The organism is Microseira wollei NIES-4236, assembly GCF_020521235.1.
Taxonomy (GTDB): Bacteria; Cyanobacteriota; Cyanobacteriia; order Cyanobacteriales; family Aerosakkonemataceae; genus Microseira; species Microseira wollei.
Genome location: NZ_BLAY01000180.1, coordinates 1 through 20,562 on the forward strand (window position 1 = coordinate 1; position 20,562 = coordinate 20,562).

Sequence of the window (20,562 nt, forward strand, 5' to 3'; positions counted from 1 at the left end):
CTGTCAATGTTTTTGGTTTATTATATCAATACTTCGTGAATTTTTGCCTAAAGAACGTTCGCGAGACTGAAGTCTCGCGCGGTTACCCCGGTATAAATACGCGGGGTTTTCGCGAACTTCTCTATAAAGGAGTTAGAGCCAGCACGCCGTAGCCTGAGAAACTTGGGCGTGCTGGCTTTTGACTTTGATCTACTCCAGGTAGATCAACTTCAGTTTAATGCATAAAGATGTAATATGCAACTAATAGATGCAGTAGGCAGATAAAAAAATCTATAAATTGTCTAAAACTGCTACCAACTACGGATCGCAGCAAAGAGTATGATGGATAAGCGTCAAGATGTTCGGGGAGAAATGGCAAAGCGCATTACAATTACGTTGCCGGACGAAGTTGCAGAAGCATTGGAGAAGTGGGCGAAGGAAGAAGCTAGACCGATGGCGAATCTTGCTACTTTCCTAATTCAGAAGTGCATTGCCGAAAAGCAGCAGAATAAACAGCAAGATAAATAGCGATCGCCCAAGATGGGACAAGCGGGTAAAGCTCTTAGGGAAGTGTTGGCAACTTATGGCATCAGCCAAAATAAACTGGCAACGGCAATGGGAGTGCAAAGATCTGCGGTTTATAAATGGGTTCATGAAGAGAGAGATCCGACCGCCCTTACGGTTGTAGGGATAGTTAAAGCGTTGAGAGGGATGAACTCAGAAGCCGCCGAAGCGTTTATTCGGCTGTACTTGGGTGAACCAACAGAGAATGAAAACTCACCATCAACAAGCGGGAGTGTTTCATCCCCCGGATAAATCGCGGGGGATGAAACACGACGCGGCGGTTTTAACCGCCGTCAGGCAGTTGACGGATAAACTCGCGAATAACGTCTGACTTAGTTCTCTTGTATTTCCTGCAATAACGTTCGAGTTTTTCGTACTCCTGTTGGTTAACTCGTAAGTGTAACTGATCTTTTGACATTTTGTGTACCATTGTGGTACATTAATTATATGCCGAAATAGCGAAAGGCACGCTCGGTTGATACGCAGAAAAGGTCTCGCAGTAGGCAAGTGTTGGTGAATAGCAAGTAAATCGTAGCAATGGGGATGTCCAAGGTATCTTGGTTATAAAAGCAACATCAAGCAGTTGATGTTGAGTAAGCCAGCCTGGAGGTTCAAGAGCTAGTATGCTTGCGGAAGAACTTTTGCAACATCGCTAGTTTCTTAGGGCTACTGAAAACTTCCGCTCTGAACTGTGGGATAAGGCGAAAGCCCCCGCGCTTCAGCCGGGGGTAAGCTTACAGTAGTTATGCCAAAGAAGCCAACTCCAAGATCCACCAAGGGTGCGGCTACACAGACGAAGCCTGCCAGAGCAGGCTTCGTCTGTGTAGCGACACCATGCGCGGGTGTCCGCTACAAACTTGACATGCTCCCGTTTATATTGCGATCGCTTTGAGTGCGACTTGGTTAAGAATCTGCGTCAAGGGATGGTTAGGGTATCGCAAACAGAAAACACCGCTACTTCCCAATTGCATCATTTCTTCCGATACAGGCAAGATTCCTGCGACGGGAATATCGTAAGTCATCTCTACTTTTTCCTGAAGTTCAGAAAAGTCCATTTTGCTTACTACTTTGTTAATCACCATCAGCATGTTGGGAACTTTGAGTTGACGCGCAACATCAACGGTAACAGCAGTTCCCTGAAAATCTTGGCTGTCGGGACGCAGAATTAAGATTAACAGATTGGAGATTGCAATCGATAGCAATGTTTCTCGACTAAGACCGGGATGGGTATCGAGAAACAGGTAATCTAATTCAAGTTCTTTAATCAATCGCTGGAATCCGCAATTTAGCAAATTCACGTTATAACCTTCGCTAATTATCCGGGCAATTTCATTGACGTTGATGCTGGAGGGTATGAGGAAAATCCTACCTTTTTGCTCAATTCCTATAGCAGAACTGACATCGTAAGCTGTATCTTGAATTGCACAGCGATTCCACAAGTAGTCATTTAAAGTTTGCCTTGGTATATTGCTGTTAAAAATAGTATGAATGCCAGGGGATTGTAAATCGGTATCTACCATCGCAACTCGCTTTCCTTGGAGTGCGATCGCTACTGCCAAATTTGCCGTTACTCCCTTCGGTGCCGGAAGAATTTGTACTGAATGAACCGCGAAGACGCGAAGAACACGAAGGAAGAGAAAAGAAGAAGTACATAATTTTCTAGCGGGATGGGAGTAAAATCTTTGCGTAAGTGCGATCGCTTCTTGCCTATCTTGGGTAAACTATTTTCCCCTCTGTTGCCTGTTATATTAGGCAGCGCGATCGCAGTTAATCATCCACGGCGTACCAAATCGATCGACCAACATTGCAAAGCGTTCTGCCCAAAACGTTTCCTCCAATGGCATCTGCACTTTTCCATTTTCTGCCAAAGCGTTAAAGATGCGTTCTGCTTCCGAGCGATCGTTGAATTGAAGCGATATATAAACCCCCTTGGATTCCTCAAACATTTCGGGAGGTGCATCGGAACCCATCAATTCCCGATCGCCGACAATTAAGTGAGTGTGCAGGATTTTCTTGCCCCACTCAGGTGGTACTTGTTCTGCTGCTGGCGAACCTTCGTAGGTAAGCATGGCTGTAATTTTGCCGCCAAAACATTGCTCGTAAAACTTAAATGCTTCTTCGCATTGACCGTTGAAATTGAGATAGGGACTGACTTGCATTGTAGGACTCCTTGAATTGATAAATGACTGGGAAATTTGTGCGGTGAACCTGAATGGTTACGAATTTTTCAGTTTTTCAGCCGCCAATCGAATGCGAGCTTCCTGCTCTTTAAGTTCGGGTGTCAGTGCTTCGCCGAAATCCTCAGCCTCAAATATCGGACGAATTTCAATCTCCGATTCTCCTGGCATCGGATTGGGACAGCGTTTGACCCAGGCGATCGCTTCGTCCATCGACTGCACTTGCCACAGCCAGAAACCCGCAATCAGTTCTTTTGTTTCGGTAAAAGGGCCATCGATTGCCGTTCGCGTGGCACCTGAGAACCGCACCCGCACCCCTTTCGAGCTGGGATGCAGTCCCTCACCGGCAAGCATAATGCCTGCCTTTACCAGCTCTTCGTTGTAGTTTCCCATTTCGCTCAAAAGCTGCTCGCTGGGCATCACACCCGCCTCAGAGTCTTTCGTCGCTTTGACTATGACCATGACTTTCATCTTTTGTTCTCCTTGAATTTAGCTTTTCCCGTTCTCAGCGCTAGATTTCGAGTGCGAACACCGCTTGTGAGGTTTCTGGATTGAAGGGAACGGAACCGTGTTCGTGTACGATCTGCCACTTGCCTTGGTGGCGCTGCAACGCAGTAGTAAACCGAAGCCAAGTTTGCATCGCTGGATGATCGAGAGCCATACCTGTGAAGCGTCCCAACCAATGCGCGATCGCCAAGTCGCCACTGACGATAACTTTCAGATCCTGAGTCTCGATCTGGAGAGAGTCTGGGAAGCAAGGTAAGCACGCTTCCCACATGCGACGCACAGCATCGACTCCTTTGGATTGGAATGGCGGTTTGACATCGAAGAAAGTGACATCGGTAGCGTAGTGACTCACGATGCGATCGAGATCTTTAGCGCAAATTGCATTAGCTGTATCGACGATGATTTGTTTAATTTCAGCTTCGTCCCGCGTGGTAATGGTTGTGGTTGTCATAGTACTAGCTCCTGATTGATTTCAAAAGTCGATCGAACGTGGATAACTCTCGGTTCATCTATTAGTCGAATAGAGGTGCGCGCGATCGACAAGTTGGGCGTAATTTTCTGAAAAAAATCGTCAGCTGTTGATCGGAAAGCTGGCATTACTTGTTAGATGGCAAGCCCGTCAGTTCGACCAGCGGTCGAATTTCCACTGTACCGATGCGGGCGCTGGGGATGCGTCCGGCGATCGCGATCGCTTCATCGAGATCCTTCGCATCGATCAGGAAATAACCGCCGAGTTGTTCGCGGGTTTCCGCAAACGGGCCGTCAGTGATGAGGCGTTTGCCGTTGCGAACCCGAACGCTGGTTGCCGTTGTCACCGAGTGTAATGGCGACGCATCTAGGTATTGACCTTTTGCTTGCAGTTCTTGCGTTAGCTCGATTGACTCGGCATAGCAGTGTTCCCGTTCGCTTTCAGTCCATGCAGTTTCTTCGCTGTAAATCAGCAACATGTATTTCATGATTTTTGTCCTGTTTTGAGTTGAACGACTGCAAACTAATATTTCCGCCAGTAATGCGATGTCATAAATTGGTGCCAGTTGCCATCTTCGCCTAGAATTCGCGATGTCAACGTTCGGCGATCTTCGCTGACGAACTCAATCATGTCTTGATATTTCGCGATCGCAGTCTCGCTAAAATTAGGCCCCTCGGTATCGAGCGTGAGTACATTTTTGTTTGCATCGAGGGAGCCATTGTAAACCCACAAATTTGCCATCATTGAGGCCACAAAAGTCCCGACATAGCGATCGATCTTCGGCTCATAACCCAAAGTGATGATGGTCTTTGCAGTCCCACCATCTGGCATCTCGCCCTCCCCTTCGGCTACAATCCAAAACCCACCGAGCGATCGCACGACCTCGAATCCTTTGGACTTCGACGGCGGTTGGTCAGATCCCATGCTGCATTCGGTTTCGTAGATCCACTCGCCGACAAGTCGATCCAGCCAGCGGTGTTCCTGTTGCGGTTGTGCGTGCATTGCGTTTCTCCTGGATGTTGGCTGCTATCCAGTAGTCGAACGATGAAGCGGCAAATCGACATCGGGACAAAAATTTTTTCAGGACATTCGCTTAAATATACACAAACGCTAGAAGTTTATACACACAAAGCGTTTCCACAACAATGGGCAGCTATTCAGTATAATCTTGCCCTTGCCTACAGCAATCGCATTCAAGGTGAACCAACAGAAAATATTCAAGCCGCAATTGCATTCTGTGAGCAAGTACTACGAGTCTTCAACTCAACAGCATTTCCTAATGAATGTCGGCAAACAGCCGGTCGGCTGGGCGATTTGCTTAACCCAAGCATTACAATACGGTCATCTCATGTTTATCCCTCCGGCTATGGTTCAAACCCCTACGCAACCAATCACCCTAGATGAATTCCTAAAACTACCGGAAACCAAACCCGCCAGCGAATTCATCGACGGTCAAATTATCCAAAAGCCCATGCCTCAAGGAAAACACAGCACCGTTCAACTGGATTTAGGAGCCAATATCAACCTGACTCTCAAACCTCAGCGCATTGCCCGTGCCTATACTGAACTGCGCTGCACCTTTGGCGGACGCTCAATTGTGCCGGATGTCACGGTGTTTACCTGGGGGCGGATTCCCCGTGACGCAACGGGTGAAGTCTCAAATACCTTTGCGATCGCCCCAGATTGGACAATCGAAATTCTCTCCCCTGAACAAAGCCAAACCAAAGTGGTTCGCAACATTCTCTACTGTCTCACCAACGGCACCCAAATGGGTTGGCTGATTGACCCTGACGAAAAACTGGTCTTTGTTTATTTTGCGGATAGTCCCGTGGCAGTGTTTGAATCTGCCGCCGATCGGATTCCAGTGCCAGCCTTTGCCGAATCCTTCCAACTCACAGTCGGTCAACTATTCAGTTGGCTTGAGGAGTAGTCGGTATGAGCAGGATTTATCACGAGCGAATGGATGTGTTGCAACGCCTGAGAACGCGCTTGAAAAACCCACAAGAAGGATAGCTGCGATCGCCCTTTAAAGAAAATCGAATTTCGCTAAAATAAATCCCGATCGTCAGATAATTGCGTTGCCCAGAAAAAATGGAAGTAAAAATCAATACCTTGACTCCTCTGTGGACTGGTGGCGTTGATGCTGGTAAGTGCGATCGCATCCACGAAACAGGCATCTTGGGTAGTCTGCGCTGGTGGATGGAAGTGCTGGTGCGAGGAGTTGGGGGAAATGCGTGTGACACAACAGAACAGAAATGTTCGCGCAAAAATGGACTTTGTGATGTCTGCAAAGTTTTTGGTGCAGAGGGTCAAAAACGGCAGTTTAGGTTGGAGGTTCAGGAGGTTCAAATCTCTGATGCAGTCATTCAGCATCCTATCCAAGCAAATCGCTCCCATACCAATAATAAGGGCAAATCGAAACCACCAACCTGGTATTTTCCAGATCCAACCCGAAAAGATATTAAACCGCAGCCTGCAAATACTCCAAAAACTGGCACACTTATCCTTAAAATCCAGAGCTTACAGTCAGATTTCAATCCAGGAGTTATTGGTGGATTAATTCAATTCATAGCCGATCATTCAGCGTTAGGTGCGCGTCCCCAAATGGGTTTTGGTGTGATTGAGGTAATGGACGACGATTTCTCAAAGCCGATCCGCTTTAATACACAAACCCTCTATAACTGGCTCACTGCTACAGCCGGAAACAAAATCTATCAAGATTTACCTTCACTACAAAACATCTTCCTAGCACAGATTCAGCCTAAAGATTCAACCGATTTGTTTACTGAAAAAGAAACCTTCAACTTAAAGTATGAACTCCGTAACTGTTTTAGGGCAGCAATAGGGAGGCCGGATAATTTACGTCAATTACGCCACTTCATCATGGGTACGGTGGACGGCGATCGCATGGCTGCCAAAATCAAAATCTCTCGTCCTTATGAAAATGACAAATTGATGCGTGTATGGGGTTGGATTCCAGAAGAGGCAGATGTTTACAAAAATGGCTGGAATAGAGAAAAGGTCGTAGATGCCATTTATCAACATCTGACAGCAAACTATACCTTGCACGACTGGCGTGAGATGAATTCAGACAGAGATATCGAAGCAAAGAATATTAGTGAGGCAAAGATATTTCTGCGTAGTATATTGAAATTGCAGGAGGATGGCTGATGCAGCATGACTATTACGCTTTTCGGAAAGAACAATTGGGCGAGACGCTGAATGAACTCGATCGAGCAAAAGTAGAACTTGATGAAGCGAAACAACGCAGGGATAAAAATGCGCGTCAACAGGCAGAAAGGAAGATAGAGCAAGCTGCTGAAAAGGGAGTTAAACTTGAACCTCACCTATCTTATTTATGGTATGAAGCTCAGGGTTCTGAACTCAAAAATTCTATTCGTGATGCTTGGCAAAAGCATTTAAATGCCAGTATTATTCCTGATGCGTTTCACTTTACACCGGACATCTCTGCTCTCAACCACCTACCATCGCTCAGTTTTATGCTGCGCGTTCCCTTTAAACTGCAAAAACCTTATTTGAGCAAGGACGATCGCACTTTTCACCTCCTCGATAACCCCGTTCGGAAAGATAAGGTATTTCAAACCCCGATGGTTGCTTCGACAAGCTGGAAAGGAGCATTACGAGCAACATTGTGGCAATTAGGACATCAAGAAGACAACGAGCAAATTATTCGACTCTTCGGTGATGCTCGTGAAGATGAAAAAGGACAAGCAGGTCGGCTCTATTTTTATCCAACGTTCTTTGACAAGATTGGACTGGAGGTAATTAATCCGCACGATCGCAAAACAGGCACGGGCAAAAATCCAATCTTAATCGAGTGTGTTCCGATAGGCGCAACAGGTGACTTTGTTATTCTGTATGTACCTTTTGGGAAAATAGATGAAAGCCTAGTTGCTAAAGATTTAGAAGTGGTTGCGAAAGGTGTAGAAGCCATGCTTGCCGTTTATGGTTTTGGCGCAAAAACCAGTAGCGGTTTTGGACTTGCAAAAGTGAGTGGAAAAGTAGATTTTGCGATTCGGGCTGATTGGCCAGAGTTAGCAGAAACTTCGACTCCAGCCCAACAGCCAGAATTTTTGAATGATGATGGCAATCTCAAACAGGAATTTTTGAATCCTGATGGCACCTTTAAAACTGAAAAACAATACAAAACTTTTCTGCAAAGTCAAGGAATAACTCATAACAAAAAGCTATATCAGGAGGCTAAAAAGTGGTGTGAAGCCAATACGAAAGAGTCAGCGTCCCAATCAAAATCGCTACAATCTATGACTGAAGTTTCTTTTGATAAATTGAGTGATTTGGGCGATCGCGCCAAGGAAATAGCAGAGAATCTACCCCGAAGAAAGGAAATCAGCTATGACTTATGACTTGACAACTTTAGCGGATAAACATGAAGCTCTTCTCTTGGCAGAAATAGCAGCATGGCTGCATGATTGGCAGAAATGTATTCCCTACTGGAAAAAATTAGGAGCAGCTTTTCAGCCTAGTAATATTTCTTCTATTTTAGATAACTTTAATTCAGAAGACCCACTTAACTTATTTGCTGAATCTTATTCTCTTAAAAAATTAATACAAGAAGGCAAAGATCCTTCTAAAGCAGAACATTCTTTAGACTGGCGGGTTAGATTATTAGGAAATTGTCATGGAATTGCCCATGTAGATAAACCAGCGGAACAACAGCTCGGTCAGCAAACTTCTCTAATTTCTTCTGTTTTTGGGTTTGAGACTAATCCTGAAGAAAAGTCGTCAGAACTATTGGAAGCAGTCAACAATATTGATAAACGCAATATTTTTTTTGAAAAGTTAGAGCAAGCGTTCAATAATGCTGTAGGAGATACAAGAAGACCTCTGAACGAAGTCAGACTTTGGGAATGGGGAGCAGCTACAGCAGCTTTCTGGAAAGCAATGGCTGCTCGGTATGTTTTAGAGAATAAGATTACTGAAGATAACCTAAAGTGGCGAATTCTATCTGTCAGGTTTGATGGTCTGAGTTTTCTAGAGCGATCGCAGACGATTGGTGATTTACTAGGTCGGCAGACATCTTTGCGAACCACATTAAACTGTGTGCGTACACTTCTAGAGGAAACTTATCCAATTGGAAATGAAGTCTATCGAGATGAAAATGGTAGTGCTTTTTTAGTGCCAGATCTAGAGAATGATAGTGATGGCAGCAAGTTACGCAATCTCCTTGAAAACCAAATCCTGAACGCTGGATGGTGCAATGAGTTAGATGGAGAGTTAAAGCCTCGAATTGATATTACAGAACCTCACGAAAAAGCTATTGTTCTTCACAAAGCTCTAGAACAAACATTGCCACGAACTACACCGTTTGAAGATTATTCAAATCGTTGGTGGCAGGAAGAAGTTACTGATATTTGCACGGTCTGTGGTGTGCGTCCCCAAGGCTGGGGTACGTCCAGTAAAGAACAAAAACGTGAAGCGAGGTCACGCAACATTTGTCATGTTTGTTTACAGAGACGTAGTAAACGATCGCAAACATGGTTGCAAAATTTGCAGACAGAAGAGATAGAAGATAAAGAAAAACGAAGCACAATTTGGATTGACGAAGTTGCTGATGAAAATGCTCGTTTAGCGTTAGTAGTTGGTAAATTTAATCTAGATAACTGGCTCAGTGGGGATATGATCGAGACGCTAATGGCTGTGGGTGAACCTTCTAAACTCAAAAATAAAGAGTCTTCTTTTGCCCGCATTCAACGTGTCTGGTTAACCACTCAACGATTCTGGCAAACAGCATTAACAGATGTACAAGATGCCAAGCTACCCAAGGTAAAAGATCGGCTAATTATTGAGGGATCTAATCTTACCCAATTCAACTTACAGCGTTACGGCAACTATGACCTGTTACTGGGCATGACTAAGCTGAGTGTCTTGCATGACAACGGCAAACTGATTACTTTAGACAATCTCCGCTACACTGCCAAGCAGCTTGGTGCTGAATCTAAAGAATATTCCACTGATGAAGCTGCAAGGAATTTTGTCCGTCAACGGTTACAAAATCAGCAAGTCACTATTGAAGAACCTACTGGATATGGCAGTCCCAACAAATTAAAAGGCACGCTAAACATTGGTAATGTCACCTTTGATGCAACTGAATATAGCCCGATAATCCCCATTCTGGCTGAACCGCGAACGTTTATGGCACTTGTTCCAGCAAACAAGTCTCTTGAGGTAATTAAGGCAATTAAAACGAAATCCGATCGCGAAATGGGTAAAGTTCGCAACCGCCTCCCCTTGCATCTAGGTGTCGTATATTTCCAGCGTCGTACCCCTCTGCGATCGGCTTTAGATGCGGGACGACAGATGTTAAATTACAAATCACCTAACGATAAGCAACTCTGGGAAGTGCAGTCAACAACAACAGGAAAACTCCCGCCGGAAAAGCAAGAATTAGCAAATGGGACTAAACAATTTGAGGAAACGATTACTCTTCAACTAACTCAAGATTCCCGCACTATCACTTGGTACGTCCCCGCCAAAATGGGTGATGGTACAACTGAGGATAGTTGGTATCCCTACGTCTTTCTGGAAACCAATGGGGATGACAGCCAAGTGAATGGACGGCAAAGGGCTATCAAAAGTCAGCGCCCCGGTGAAACCACAGCCTGCTGGCTGGTTCATGCTGCTGATTTGAAACAGGGCGACCAAATTTACTTCACACCGTCTACTTTCGACTTTGAATACCTCGACAGCACCGCCCGCCGCTTCGAGATTTACTACGATGAAAAAACAGGTCGCCGTCCGCGCCAAACACGCCCTTTCTATCTGGAAGATCTCGATCGCTTCGACACCCTTTGGGAGATTCTGAAAAATCTTGAAAAATCCCAACGCCATCAGGTGATTTACACTATTGAAGCCACCCGCGAAATCTGGTTTCGGCAAAATGAGTCAGGTTTACTTCTAAATGATGAAGGCAAACCACCAGAAGAGGATAAGGTATTCCGTCGATTTGTGGCTGACACACTGGCAAATGCAACATGGACAAAGGAGAAAACCGACTGGTGGCAATCTCTCAAAGACTGGCGAAGAAAATTAAACGAGGTATGTGAAATTTCCCTAGATACTTGGGTACAAGGTGAATTAACTGTTGCCAAACAACTCATTGATGCAGGAGTGCGAGGCGAATTAGCTGACTTGGCAGAACTACACATGGAAATCTTAAAGGAACGGTAAGGAAAACAATAATGGCAACGTATAAACGGCAACGCTATCTATTTATGACTCTTGACCCCGTGCATATCGGCACTGGAGGCTATCGCCTCGGACGGGTTGACAACAGTATTGTGCGAGAACCGGGAACCAAAATTCCCAAAATTCCCGGCACGAGTTTGCATGGTGCGGCGCGATCGTATGCAGCCCAGTTGTACGAAACACCTGAAGCCGCAGGACAAAACCATGACAAAATTGACAAGCCAGATGAAAATCCAGTCTGCTATACCTTTGGCTATATCAAAAAGTCCAAGAATGGTAACAGCGATGAAGGTAAGATTTATTCCGGTGTGGTGAATATTTTTGATGCCCATGTGCTGCTGTTTCCCGTACATTCAATGGTTGGTCCTGTGTGGGTGAGTACGGTGGACAGGTTGCAAGATGCAGGCTTTAAGGTAGAGAACTTACCAAATGACTGGAATAACATCAATACTGCGGTATTGAACTGGCAGCGATCAGATGCTCTGAATTTGGGCTGGTTAATGCTTCAAGTTTCTGAACAACAAGCAACAGTAACTGCTCATTCAGAGTGGAGGAACGATCGACGCTGGCAGGCGATCGCAAAAATTGTTTTAGTCAAAGACGCACTGTTTAGTCAAATAGTAAATAGCAATTTAGAAGTGCGGACATCGGTATCAATTAACCCTGAGACTGGCGCAGCAGCAGAAGGGGCGCTGTTTACCTACGAAGCGATTCCCCGCGCTACGTTTTTAACCGCAGAAGTTGTGCTGGATGATTACCGCAGTGGTGAAAAAGGATGGGCATTGGGTGAAATCAAAGAGACAGGGAAAATTAAGGAAGATGGTACAAAAAACTCCTTGCCAGGAGAGTCTTGGAACTGTCCATTGTGTGTAGTGAAAGCAGGATTTCGTATGATTGAATGGCTCGGTGTTGGTGGTATGGGGACACGTGGTTTTGGGCGAATGGCGGCGATCGGCGATCCGATAAATGTTGAACTAGATGCCCTTTTTGGCAAGGAGCAAAATCATGAGTAATAGCGCAGTCACTAATCTCGATCGCCTCGCCGCAGAAAAAGCCCAGGCGGTTATTGCAAATACCAAAAGTCAAAAAGCTAGTGATGTAGAAAATACTGTTACTAAAACCTTGGGTGTTTTGCAAGAGGATGGAGTTTATGCTTGCTTTCTCTATCTACTAGCCAAAGAGAAAGATAATGGTAAAGCGGTTATTACAGAAATGCTGGATCTGTTAGAGAAATTAGGTTTTGGCTGGAACAAACCAATGAATAACGGACAAATCGATCTTCGCCCTGAGATTGTTTTAAAACATATTACCGATAATGTAACTCAAAATTTAGAGCGCCTGTTGCTAACAAAAGAAACACTAGAACAGATGTTAATCTACGCCCGCTATGGTGCAAAAGCACGTCAAGTAGAGGAAAAAGATGGTCAGGAGGCAAATCCGTGACCTGGAAAGCCTATCAAGTGGTATTTAAGCTAAAGTCTCCCATGCACATCGGCTGTGGCAAAATTGGCAATGTCCAGCGCACCCGTCCCTATGTAACTGGGCGAGTTTTCTGGGGCGCGCTCACTATGCGACTAACCCGTGATGCAACTAGCGGTTCTGCGACTGATTCTAAGCAGTATGAAGAGTTTGGGGAAAAAGTTCATAACCAGTTAGCTTACACTTATTTTTATCCAGCAATAAAACCCGAAAATCAAGACTACGAAATTCAATGGCTATGGAAAAATGAAAGTAAAAATGAAAGTCAGTTTCGCCGCCGTTTTCTGAGCAGTTATGCCAGCACTGCTTTGGTGTATCCCCAACAAGCAGCCGATGAGGGATTGTTGCACGAAGTTGAGTTTATTTCACCCCGCACGTTGGATAAAGGTGAGCCGGTTTATCTAGTGGGTTATATGTTTGAGAAAGAGGATTGCGCTCTCGCTTGGAAAGAGGCTTGTCAGAAACTACAAATGGGTGGCGAACGGGGTTGCGGTTGGGGATCGGTTGCCTGTCAAGATATACAAGAAATATCAGAAACTCGATTGTTTAACGATGACAGGCTGAATTGGCAAGAGGAAAATGGGGCGATCGCTATTCAACTATCCCCTTCTCAAGCTCAAAAGGGATATATCCTAGCTCACACAGTTGCCGAGTCTAATTCATCGACTCGTTTGCAGGGAGAAATTGAGCCGTTGGTGGGGCGGGAATGGCGATCGAACAATAAAGATAGTCAGGATAATTCAATCAACCACTATGCTGGACAGCATATAGAATTTTGCGATCTCTGCTGGATTCCCGGTAGTTTTGTGGATCGATCGATCGACTTCAAAATTCAAGACTTTGGCATCTGGCATGGTAAATAATCCTCGATAAGTTGGCTTTTACGTGCTAACAGTTTTGCTCAACCTGCAACAGATGGTTCAGGAAAGCCAATTTTTTCAACCCAATTCCTCAAGTCTTTTTTCCAGGAAACGGCGTTCCGGTTCCTGTCGCACGAGAGAAATGGCCCTTTGATACGATTCCCTCGCATCGTCTATTCTGCCCAGCCGTCGGCATAAATCGGCTCTCGCTGCGTGCGCTAAGTGATAGTCAGCCAAATCGCCACGATCCAGAATGGCGTCAATTAGTTGCAGTCCCGCTAACGCGCCATCGCGCATCGCCACTGCTACCGCCCGGTTGAGTTCGACTACAGGGGACGGTTCTGCGCGCACCAGCAAGTCGTACAAAGCGACAATCTGCGACCAATCTGTGACATCGGTGCTAGCTGCATCGGCGTGTACGGCGGCGATCGCTGCTTGAATGGCATACGCGCCCAACTGCGGCGACGACAGCGCCCGCGCCACCAATGCTTTGCCTTCGATAATCTGTTCTCGGTTCCACAAGGAACGATCCTGATTCTCCAACAAGATCAGATCCCCTGACGGCGAGGTGCGGGCGGTGCGGCGCGACTCTTGTAGCAGCATTAGCGCCAGCAATCCGATGGCTTCTGCATCGGGTAGCAGTTCGACTAGCAAACGTCCCAGGCGAATCGCTTCGCCAGAAAGATCGGGTCGCACTAAGGACTCACCGGATGAAGCCGAGTATCCTTCATTGAATACGAGATAAATGACAGACAGCACAGAATCCAAGCGTTCTGGAAGATCGGCGATCGCTGGCACTTCGTAGGGAATGCGCGCATCCCGGATTTTGGCTTTGCCTCGGACTATGCGTTGAGCGATCGCGGAAGGGTTACTCAGGAAGGCACTGGCGATTTCCTCGGTTTTGAGTCCGCAGATTTCTCGCAACGTCAGCGCTACTTGCGTACTGGGTGCTAAAGCCGGATGGCAGCAAGTGAAAATCAGGCGCAAGCGATCGTCTTCAACTTCTGTATCATCTATTTCGCCGAGGGTGGCGGCGCTGCGATCGAATCTCTCTGCAAGTTCGGCAAGAGAGGCATCAAAACGAGTGCGACGGCGGATCGCATCAATGGCTTTAAAGCGACCCGTAGAAACAAGCCAAGATCGAGGATTTTTTGGCACGCCATCTCGCGTCCACTGCGATACCGCCGCCGCAAATGCTTCGTGCAGCGCTTCTTCCGCCAGGTCGAAGTCGCCCAACAGTCGGATTAGGGTAGCGAAAATCCGACGCGACTCTGTGCGGTAGAGATTATCTACCAATTCACTTAATTTTTGGGTGTTATTTGCAGCCATTAAACCTCTCCAGAAACTTGTCGGTGATATGCCTGCGAATTCAGCATCCGAGAGGGAGCTATGTGTAAGTCTGATTTTAAACCGCTCCAGGCGCAGAGGACGCAGAGAAAGAAGAAAGAGAAATTTTGATAAATCCTGTTCAATCCTGTCTAGGATTCACAGGCGAATATTCCCCAAACCGCCAACGCATGGGAGTGGCATTCTTTGTTTCTAAGACTTCTTCGATATCAAATTCTACCAAACGTTGCGCCCCAGCGAAGGCATTTAAGCGTTTTTCATCCCAAATTAATGTGGCTTTTCCAGTCAGTTGGAGAGTATGTCCTTGCTCAAAATTAATAAATAAAAGACCGGCATTGGGATTGATAGCTAGATTGCCGAATGTTTGAAACATATTATTACCATAATAATCGGGAAATACTAGCTTTTTGCTATCCAAAAATTGCACAAATCCCGGATATCCTCCGCGATGGGATGCATCTGCACCAATTTCAGGATGAGAACTAGCGATGAAAAATGTATCGGTTTGTGCAATCCAATTTTGTTGATGGTGGGTTAAAGACTCGCTGCTACTGATTTCAGGCTGTTTTAGGGACTCAGTTATTTCTGTTTCCAGATAGCGCACTTGAATGTACTTTGGACAGTTAAAGAATACCTGGTGAATCTGTAGGTTAATCTGTCCTTGTGGCTGGATTTGAGCCTTGCCGTTTAGACGCAAACGCCTGCGATTTGCTAATGCGATCGCTAGCACCCCCATTGGAGCATTACTTTGCAAGTTTTGGTACATCACATCGCCATAAATAATGTTGGCATTAATCTGTATCATCCGCTCATTTAACACTTGTAAAAATCCAGATTTTCCAGTTAACAACGATGCCCAAACTCTCCCATTTACATCAACTGTACTGGCAACTGCTAACTGTTGCGTGCGAAGGAATTCCTCGGCAGGTGGCTTGATAACATCGCTAATGAAACTGCACAAACGTTCAGCTTCTTCACGCACTCCTGCCTGAGTTTGGATGGCAATTTCTCCAGAATGAAAAGTCATAATGATTTGAGATTTTAGATTTGAGATTTTAGATTTTAGACTCCCCCCTTGTTAAGGGGGGCAGGGGGGGATCGGATTCTAGATTTTAGACTCCCCCCTTGTTAAGGGGGGCAGGGGGGGATCGGATGGAAGGATTGAGTAGCGCACTCTTTCTGAGTTTATTAGTCACGACAAAGCTGCGTGTCACACTACTCGTGTTGTTTTTGAGGTTTGTAGTAGCGCTTAAGCGCTAAAAACGGCGCTTAAGCGCTACTACAAACCAAATTTAATGTGTCATTTGCGTCAGTCATGTTGGTGCGTTACGAAGAAAGCTAACGCACCCTACTTTTAATTGATTAAAGTCCGGGCATTCCGATGTAGCCTGGTAGTTGTTTAATTCGCTCAATCCAAGCAATTACATTGGGATAATCATCCAAAGATACTTTGCCTTCTGGGGCTAATCCAACATAGGGATAACAAGCAATATCTGCAATTGTAGGACGATCTAATTCCAACCAATCTCGATGCTGTAAATGTTCGTTCATTATTTGCATAACTTGCTTACCTTTTGCTTGGGCTGATTCCCAGTCAACATCCATATTGAAGCGAAAATATAGGCGGGCAATGAACACGCTGTTATTAATTTCATGGGCGGCAAAGGATAGCCACTGCATGACTTTTGCCATCGATTCAGCATCCAATGGTAACCAATCTTCATTCCCATATTTTCGCGCCAGATACACTAGAATTGCCTGGGAATCTCGAATAATTATGTCATTGTCAACGATAACGGGAATCTGTCCCAGGGGATTGAGTTGCAGAAATTGAGGCGACTTGTGTTCTCCGCCTAGCAAATCTACGGGTATAAGTTCGTACTCGACTCCCAGCAGTGCCGACATTAACCTGACTTTATGGCAATTTCCTGACAATTCAAGGTCATAAATCTTAATCATGGGATTTCTCGCGTGCTAAGTTGTTGTTTCTATCTTCGAGTGCATCGCCCGATCGTTCAAGATCGACGAGGGTAAGTTAAACTGATCTTGGCGATCGCATTGTTATATGATATATCTCAAAGATTTTTGTTTTGTAGATATATTTATTGATAACTGTGGTTACTCTCAAAGCTTCTCAACAGGGACTCGCAACAATTAAGCAAGCCAGACTGGCAAAAGGTTGGGCTGTGGATGATTTCCGCTGGATTGAGAAGGCTAGTCAAGTTTTAGGGGTTTTTTGGGAAAAAGAAGGCTTTCTTGCTGTGGGGATTTCAGAAGGAACTTGGAAGCGTTTTTTAGCAGGAAAGTCCCCCATTAATGCGGCAGCGTTTAAAGCTTACTGCCAAGTTCTCGAACTCAATTGGGAAGAAGTTGTTGAGTTAAACAATAAAGCAACAAGTAAGGATGAATTTAATCACCCCAGTGACGCACCAATGCAAAATCGCTCTGACTGGGGAGAAGCACCAGATGTCTCTATTTTTTATGGTCGTTTGGCGGAATTGAACACCATAGAAAGATGGATTGTGCAGGAAAATTGTCGCTTGGTAACGCTGTTGGGAATGGGTGGAATTGGTAAAACAGCACTTTCTGTAAAAGTGGCACAACAAATTCAGGATAAATTTGAGTTTATTATTTGGCGCAGTCTGCGCAACGCTCCACCGATTGAAGATATATTGGCAGAAACGATCCAATTTTTATCGGGACAGCAAGAGACGAATTTACCAAAGCAATTAGATGGCAGAATTTTGCGTTCGCTACAATATCTCCGCAGTTCGCGCTGTCTGGTAATTCTAGATAATATTGAGTCAATTTTACAATCGGGCGATCGCACGGGTAGATATCGGGCAGAATATGAAGGATATGGTCATTTTCTCCGATGCATTGCCGAAACTTCCCACCAAAATTGTCTGATTCTAACTTCGCGGGAAAAACCAAAAGGATTGGCGAAGTTTGAAGGGGAAGCTTTGCCAGTTCGTTCGCTGCAACTATCAGGTTTGCCAGAGACAGAAGGACGAGAACTTTTTAACGTCAAAGGAAGTTTTACAGGTTCGGAATCCCAATGGCATGTGTTAATCTCCCGCTATGCTGGAAATCCACTTGCTCTCAAAATTGTGGCGTCTTCTATCCGAGACTTTTTTGAGGGGAGTATTTCGCAGTTTCTAGAAATTTCTAGGGAAAGTACGTTCATTTTCGATGATATTCGCGACTTGCTCGATCAACAGTTTCATCGCCTGACAAACTTGGAACGAGAAATTATGTATTGGTTAGCAATTAATCGCGATCCTGTTTCGTTGCCAGAATTACAATCTGATTTTGTGGCTAACCTTCCAATTCCCGAACTTTTAGAATCGCTGAATTCTTTACAGCGGCGTTCTTTGGTGGAAAAAAGCGGCACTGGTTTTACCCAACAACCAGTGGTGATGGAGTATGCGATCGCGGGTTTAATCGAGCTGATTTGTGATGAAATTTACAGCAAAAATATTACCTTGTTTAGAAGTCATGCGTTGATTAAAGCTACCGCTAAAGATTACGTGCGGGAAACTCAAATTTCCCTCATCCTTAAACCAGTGGCAGATCGATTAATTGCCACGCTTGGCACTCCAGAAAATATTGCCAGTCACTTGAGACAAATTCTCTCGCTTCTACAAGGAAAATCGCCGCAAGAAACGGGTTATGCAGGCGGAAATAGTCTCAATTTACTGCACCAGCTACAAGTTGATTTAAGCGGCTTTGACTTTTCCGATTTAACGGTTTGGCAAGCTTACTTGCAAGGCGTAAACTTGCACGATGTCAATTTTGCCAACTCGGATTTATCCAGGTGCGTTTTTACTGAAACTTTAGGCAATATTTTATCAGCAACTTTTAGCCCAGATGGTCAAATTTTGGCTACCTGCGATACAGATTGTCATGTCCGTTTGTGGTCAGGAAGAACGGGCAGATTATTGTTAATTTGTCAAGGCCATAATAATTGGGTGCGCGCGATCGCATTTAGTCCGGATGGGCAAATTTTAGCCAGTTGCGGTGCTGATTGTACGGTGAAGTTGTGGAACGTTCAAGATGGTATTTGCATTAAAACATTGATGGGACACGACCATGAAGTCTTTTCAGTGGCATTTAGTCCGATCCCCCCAACCCCCCTTATCAAGGGGGGTTGGGGGGATCTTAGCGAGTGCGAGTGGCGATCGCACGATCAAAATCTGGGATATTGAGACTGGAACCTGCCTGAAAACTCTCACCGGACATACAGACTGGGTGCGTTCGGTTGCGTTTAGTTTGGATGGGGAAATTTTAGCGAGTGGTAGTGCAGATTGCACGATTAAATTATGGGATGTTCATGATGGTAAATGCCTAAAAACATTGACCGAACATACAGGTTGGGTGCGTGGGGTAGCGTTTAGTCCGATCCCCCCAACCCCCCTTACCAAGGGGGGCTACGGGGGGATCTTAGCCAGTTGTAGTAGCGATCGCACAATCAAACTCTGGGATATTAGTCAGGGTAAATGCTTAAAAACTTACACCGGACACAGTAATGCAGTATATTCTATTGCGTTTAGTCCGGTTCCACTGTTGCCCCCCTTAGCAAGGGGGGTTGGGGGGATCTTAGTGAGTGGAAGTGGCGATCGGACTGTCAAAATTTGGGATTGCAACACCGATACTTGCATTAGAACATTGCACGGACATACTAATGAAGTTTGTTCCGTTGCCTTTAGTCCCGATGGACACACTTTAGTTTGTGTCAGTTTAGATCAAACTGTGAAATTGTGGGATAGTCGCACCGGACAATGCTTAAAAACTTGGTATGGAAATACAGATTGGGCGCTGCCAGTTGCTTTTAGTCCAGATGGGCAAATTCTAGCCAGTGGCAGTAACGATAAAACCGTAAAACTGTGGGATTGGCAGACTGGAAATTGCATCAGATCGTTGCAAGGACATGGGGATTTTATTTATGGAATTGCCTTTAGTCCCGATGGTCAAACTTTGGCGATTGCTAGTACAGATTCTTCCATTAGATTGTGGACAGTTAGCACGGGTAAATGTTTCCAAATCTTACAGGGACATACTGATTGGGTTTACGCAGTTGCATTTCATCCAAACGGAATCCTTGCCAGTGGAAGTGCCGATTGTACTGTAAAATTATGGGATGTTAGTCAGGGTAAGTGCTGCCAAACTTTGACCGGACATAGCGATAAGATATTCGGAATTGCCTTCGCTCCAAATGGACAAATTTTAGCAAGTGCCAGCGCCGATCAAACCGTGAGACTTTGGGATTACCAAACAGGTAATTGCTGCAAAATATTAGACGGTCACAACAATCGAGTTTACGCTGTTGTCTTTAGTCCAGATGGAAAAAATTTAGCAACTTGCAGTACAGATCGAACTGTAAAACTCTGGGATTGGCAGACAGGTGAATGTCTCAAAACTTTCGCCGGACATACTAATTGGGTCTTTTCCGTTGCCTTTAGTCCGATCCCCCCCAACCCCCAATGCGTTGGGGGGGGAATCATCGCCAGCGCTTCCCACGACCAAACCGTGAGGATATGGGATATCAAAACAGGTGAATGTCGCCATATTTGCACCGGACATACACATCTGGTTTCTGCTGTTACTTTTAGTCCAGATGGGCAAACTCTTGCCAGTGGTTCTCAAGACCAAACTGTGAGGATTTGGGATGTTTGTACTGGTGAGTGCAAGAGAGTGTTGAGAGCAAAAAGACTCTACGAAGGTATGAACATCGCTGGCGTCAAAGGTTTAACCGCAGCTACAATTGCGACGCTGCAAGCGCTGGGTGCGTTGGTTTAAAATAGACTTGTTGCAAAAATATTTGAAGCGGGCAGGATGCCCACGCCACAAAACCAGAAAAATTCTTGTGGGGTGGGCGGGCAGGATGCCCACGCCACAAAACCAGAAAAATTCTTGTGGGGTGGGCGGGCAGGATGCCCACGCCACAAAACCA

General features: G+C 45.4%; 19 protein-coding genes and 1 pseudogene. 10 read left to right on the plus strand and 10 right to left on the minus strand.

All coding sequences use genetic code 11. The features are described from left to right. Positions 1-318: 318 nt before the first annotated feature. Both MiSe_RS38845 and MiSe_RS38850 read left to right on the plus strand, forming a co-directional pair. Positions 319-507, plus strand: a complete 189-nt coding sequence (locus MiSe_RS38845) for a ribbon-helix-helix domain-containing protein (RefSeq protein WP_226590735.1) — start codon at positions 319-321, stop codon at positions 505-507. A gap of 12 nt (positions 508-519) precedes the next feature. Beyond that, positions 520-795, plus strand: coding sequence for a helix-turn-helix domain-containing protein (locus tag MiSe_RS38850; protein WP_226590738.1), 276 nt, complete (start codon positions 520-522; stop codon positions 793-795). 31 nt (positions 796-826) lie between these two features. Here MiSe_RS38850 and MiSe_RS38855 read toward each other — a convergent pair whose 3' ends face one another. The 7 genes from MiSe_RS38855 to MiSe_RS38885 form a co-directional block, all read right to left on the minus strand. Then, positions 827-961: a ribbon-helix-helix protein, CopG family gene (locus tag MiSe_RS38855; protein WP_226590742.1), complete on the minus strand. Its 135-nt coding sequence runs from the start codon at positions 959-961 to the stop codon at positions 827-829. A 454-nt stretch (positions 962-1,415) separates the two neighbouring features. Continuing rightward, positions 1,416-2,102: a MinD/ParA family ATP-binding protein gene (locus MiSe_RS38860; protein ID WP_226590744.1), complete on the minus strand. Its 687-nt coding sequence runs from the start codon at positions 2,100-2,102 to the stop codon at positions 1,416-1,418. 189 nt (positions 2,103-2,291) lie between these two features. Then, a complete protein-coding gene (locus tag MiSe_RS38865) occupies positions 2,292-2,702 on the minus strand; it encodes a VOC family protein (protein WP_226590747.1) in 411 nt (136 codons plus the stop codon). Positions 2,703-2,759: 57 nt separating this feature from the next. Further along, a complete protein-coding gene (locus MiSe_RS38870) occupies positions 2,760-3,191 on the minus strand; it encodes a YciI family protein (protein WP_226590749.1) in 432 nt (143 codons plus the stop codon). Positions 3,192-3,231: 40 nt separating this feature from the next. Further along, positions 3,232-3,678: a YybH family protein gene (locus MiSe_RS38875; protein WP_226590751.1), complete on the minus strand. Its 447-nt coding sequence runs from the start codon at positions 3,676-3,678 to the stop codon at positions 3,232-3,234. 145 nt (positions 3,679-3,823) lie between these two features. Continuing rightward, positions 3,824-4,183, minus strand: a complete 360-nt coding sequence (locus MiSe_RS38880; RefSeq protein WP_226590753.1) for a YciI family protein — start codon at positions 4,181-4,183, stop codon at positions 3,824-3,826. Between the two features lie 35 nt (positions 4,184-4,218). Beyond that, positions 4,219-4,698 (minus strand): DUF1579 domain-containing protein, encoded by a 480-nt coding sequence (locus MiSe_RS38885; protein WP_226590755.1) that lies wholly within the window; start codon positions 4,696-4,698, stop codon positions 4,219-4,221. A gap of 364 nt (positions 4,699-5,062) precedes the next feature. Between MiSe_RS38885 and MiSe_RS38890 the strand changes: the two genes are divergently transcribed. From MiSe_RS38890 to MiSe_RS38920, 7 genes are all read left to right on the plus strand, one after another. Further along, positions 5,063-5,626 (plus strand): Uma2 family endonuclease, encoded by a 564-nt coding sequence (locus MiSe_RS38890; protein ID WP_226590785.1) that lies wholly within the window; start codon positions 5,063-5,065, stop codon positions 5,624-5,626. Positions 5,627-5,787: 161 nt separating this feature from the next. Continuing rightward, positions 5,788-6,867: a type III-B CRISPR module RAMP protein Cmr1 gene (gene cmr1, locus MiSe_RS38895; RefSeq protein WP_226590757.1), complete on the plus strand. Its 1,080-nt coding sequence runs from the start codon at positions 5,788-5,790 to the stop codon at positions 6,865-6,867. Then, on the plus strand, positions 6,867-8,081 hold the full coding sequence (locus MiSe_RS38900) for an RAMP superfamily CRISPR-associated protein (RefSeq protein WP_226590759.1): 1,215 nt from the start codon (positions 6,867-6,869) through the stop codon (positions 8,079-8,081). Before cmr1 ends, MiSe_RS38900 begins: the two co-directional genes overlap by 1 nt. Further along, a complete protein-coding gene (locus MiSe_RS38905; RefSeq protein WP_226590762.1) occupies positions 8,071-10,905 on the plus strand; it encodes a CRISPR-associated protein Csx11 in 2,835 nt (944 codons plus the stop codon). The genes MiSe_RS38900 and MiSe_RS38905 overlap by 11 nt, the downstream gene beginning before the upstream one ends. Positions 10,906-10,916: 11 nt before the next feature. Beyond that, entirely contained in the window at positions 10,917-11,936 is a 1,020-nt protein-coding gene (gene cmr4 / locus MiSe_RS38910) for a type III-B CRISPR module RAMP protein Cmr4 (RefSeq protein WP_226590765.1), read from the plus strand. After that, complete coding sequence (locus tag MiSe_RS38915; RefSeq protein ID WP_226590767.1) at positions 11,929-12,366, plus strand: hypothetical protein; 438 nt, start codon at positions 11,929-11,931, stop codon at positions 12,364-12,366. Before cmr4 ends, MiSe_RS38915 begins: the two co-directional genes overlap by 8 nt. Beyond that, on the plus strand, positions 12,363-13,265 hold the full coding sequence (locus MiSe_RS38920) for a hypothetical protein (protein ID WP_226590770.1): 903 nt from the start codon (positions 12,363-12,365) through the stop codon (positions 13,263-13,265). The genes MiSe_RS38915 and MiSe_RS38920 overlap by 4 nt, the downstream gene beginning before the upstream one ends. 75 nt (positions 13,266-13,340) lie before the next feature. Here the strand turns inward: MiSe_RS38920 and MiSe_RS38925 are convergent, their stop codons facing one another. The 3 genes from MiSe_RS38925 to MiSe_RS38935 form a co-directional block, all read right to left on the minus strand. After that, a complete protein-coding gene (locus tag MiSe_RS38925; RefSeq protein ID WP_226590773.1) occupies positions 13,341-14,591 on the minus strand; it encodes an RNA polymerase sigma factor in 1,251 nt (416 codons plus the stop codon). A gap of 139 nt (positions 14,592-14,730) precedes the next feature. Beyond that, entirely contained in the window at positions 14,731-15,636 is a 906-nt protein-coding gene (locus MiSe_RS38930; protein WP_226590775.1) for a pyridoxamine 5'-phosphate oxidase family protein, read from the minus strand. A 335-nt stretch (positions 15,637-15,971) separates the two neighbouring features. Then, entirely contained in the window at positions 15,972-16,568 is a 597-nt protein-coding gene (locus MiSe_RS38935) for a glutathione S-transferase family protein (RefSeq protein WP_226590778.1), read from the minus strand. A gap of 155 nt (positions 16,569-16,723) precedes the next feature. Here MiSe_RS38935 and MiSe_RS54195 point away from each other — a divergent pair. Then, a pseudogene (locus MiSe_RS54195) lies at positions 16,724-20,408 on the plus strand (WD40 repeat domain-containing protein). Positions 20,409-20,562: the final 154 nt, after the last annotated feature.

What these genes read in the sequence shown, in the direction of transcription:
- MiSe_RS38845 (WP_226590735.1), top strand. Translation starts at nt 319, where the DNA reads ATGATGGATAAGCGTCAAGATGTTCGGGGAGAAATGGCAAAGCGCATT.
- MiSe_RS38850 (WP_226590738.1), top strand. Translation starts at nt 520, where the DNA reads ATGGGACAAGCGGGTAAAGCTCTTAGGGAAGTGTTGGCAACTTATGGC.
- MiSe_RS38855 (WP_226590742.1), bottom strand. Translation starts at nt 961, where the DNA reads ATGTCAAAAGATCAGTTACACTTACGAGTTAACCAACAGGAGTACGAA.
- MiSe_RS38865 (WP_226590747.1), bottom strand. Translation starts at nt 2,702, where the DNA reads ATGCAAGTCAGTCCCTATCTCAATTTCAACGGTCAATGCGAAGAAGCA.
- MiSe_RS38870 (WP_226590749.1), bottom strand. Translation starts at nt 3,191, where the DNA reads ATGAAAGTCATGGTCATAGTCAAAGCGACGAAAGACTCTGAGGCGGGT.
- MiSe_RS38875 (WP_226590751.1), bottom strand. Translation starts at nt 3,678, where the DNA reads ATGACAACCACAACCATTACCACGCGGGACGAAGCTGAAATTAAACAA.
- MiSe_RS38880 (WP_226590753.1), bottom strand. Translation starts at nt 4,183, where the DNA reads ATGAAATACATGTTGCTGATTTACAGCGAAGAAACTGCATGGACTGAA.
- MiSe_RS38885 (WP_226590755.1), bottom strand. Translation starts at nt 4,698, where the DNA reads ATGCACGCACAACCGCAACAGGAACACCGCTGGCTGGATCGACTTGTC.
- MiSe_RS38890 (WP_226590785.1), top strand. Translation starts at nt 5,063, where the DNA reads ATGGTTCAAACCCCTACGCAACCAATCACCCTAGATGAATTCCTAAAA.
- cmr1 (WP_226590757.1), top strand. Translation starts at nt 5,788, where the DNA reads ATGGAAGTAAAAATCAATACCTTGACTCCTCTGTGGACTGGTGGCGTT.
- MiSe_RS38900 (WP_226590759.1), top strand. Translation starts at nt 6,867, where the DNA reads ATGCAGCATGACTATTACGCTTTTCGGAAAGAACAATTGGGCGAGACG.
- MiSe_RS38905 (WP_226590762.1), top strand. Translation starts at nt 8,071, where the DNA reads ATGACTTATGACTTGACAACTTTAGCGGATAAACATGAAGCTCTTCTC.
- cmr4 (WP_226590765.1), top strand. Translation starts at nt 10,917, where the DNA reads ATGGCAACGTATAAACGGCAACGCTATCTATTTATGACTCTTGACCCC.
- MiSe_RS38915 (WP_226590767.1), top strand. Translation starts at nt 11,929, where the DNA reads ATGAGTAATAGCGCAGTCACTAATCTCGATCGCCTCGCCGCAGAAAAA.
- MiSe_RS38925 (WP_226590773.1), bottom strand. Translation starts at nt 14,591, where the DNA reads ATGGCTGCAAATAACACCCAAAAATTAAGTGAATTGGTAGATAATCTC.
- MiSe_RS38930 (WP_226590775.1), bottom strand. Translation starts at nt 15,636, where the DNA reads ATGACTTTTCATTCTGGAGAAATTGCCATCCAAACTCAGGCAGGAGTG.
- MiSe_RS38935 (WP_226590778.1), bottom strand. Translation starts at nt 16,568, where the DNA reads ATGATTAAGATTTATGACCTTGAATTGTCAGGAAATTGCCATAAAGTC.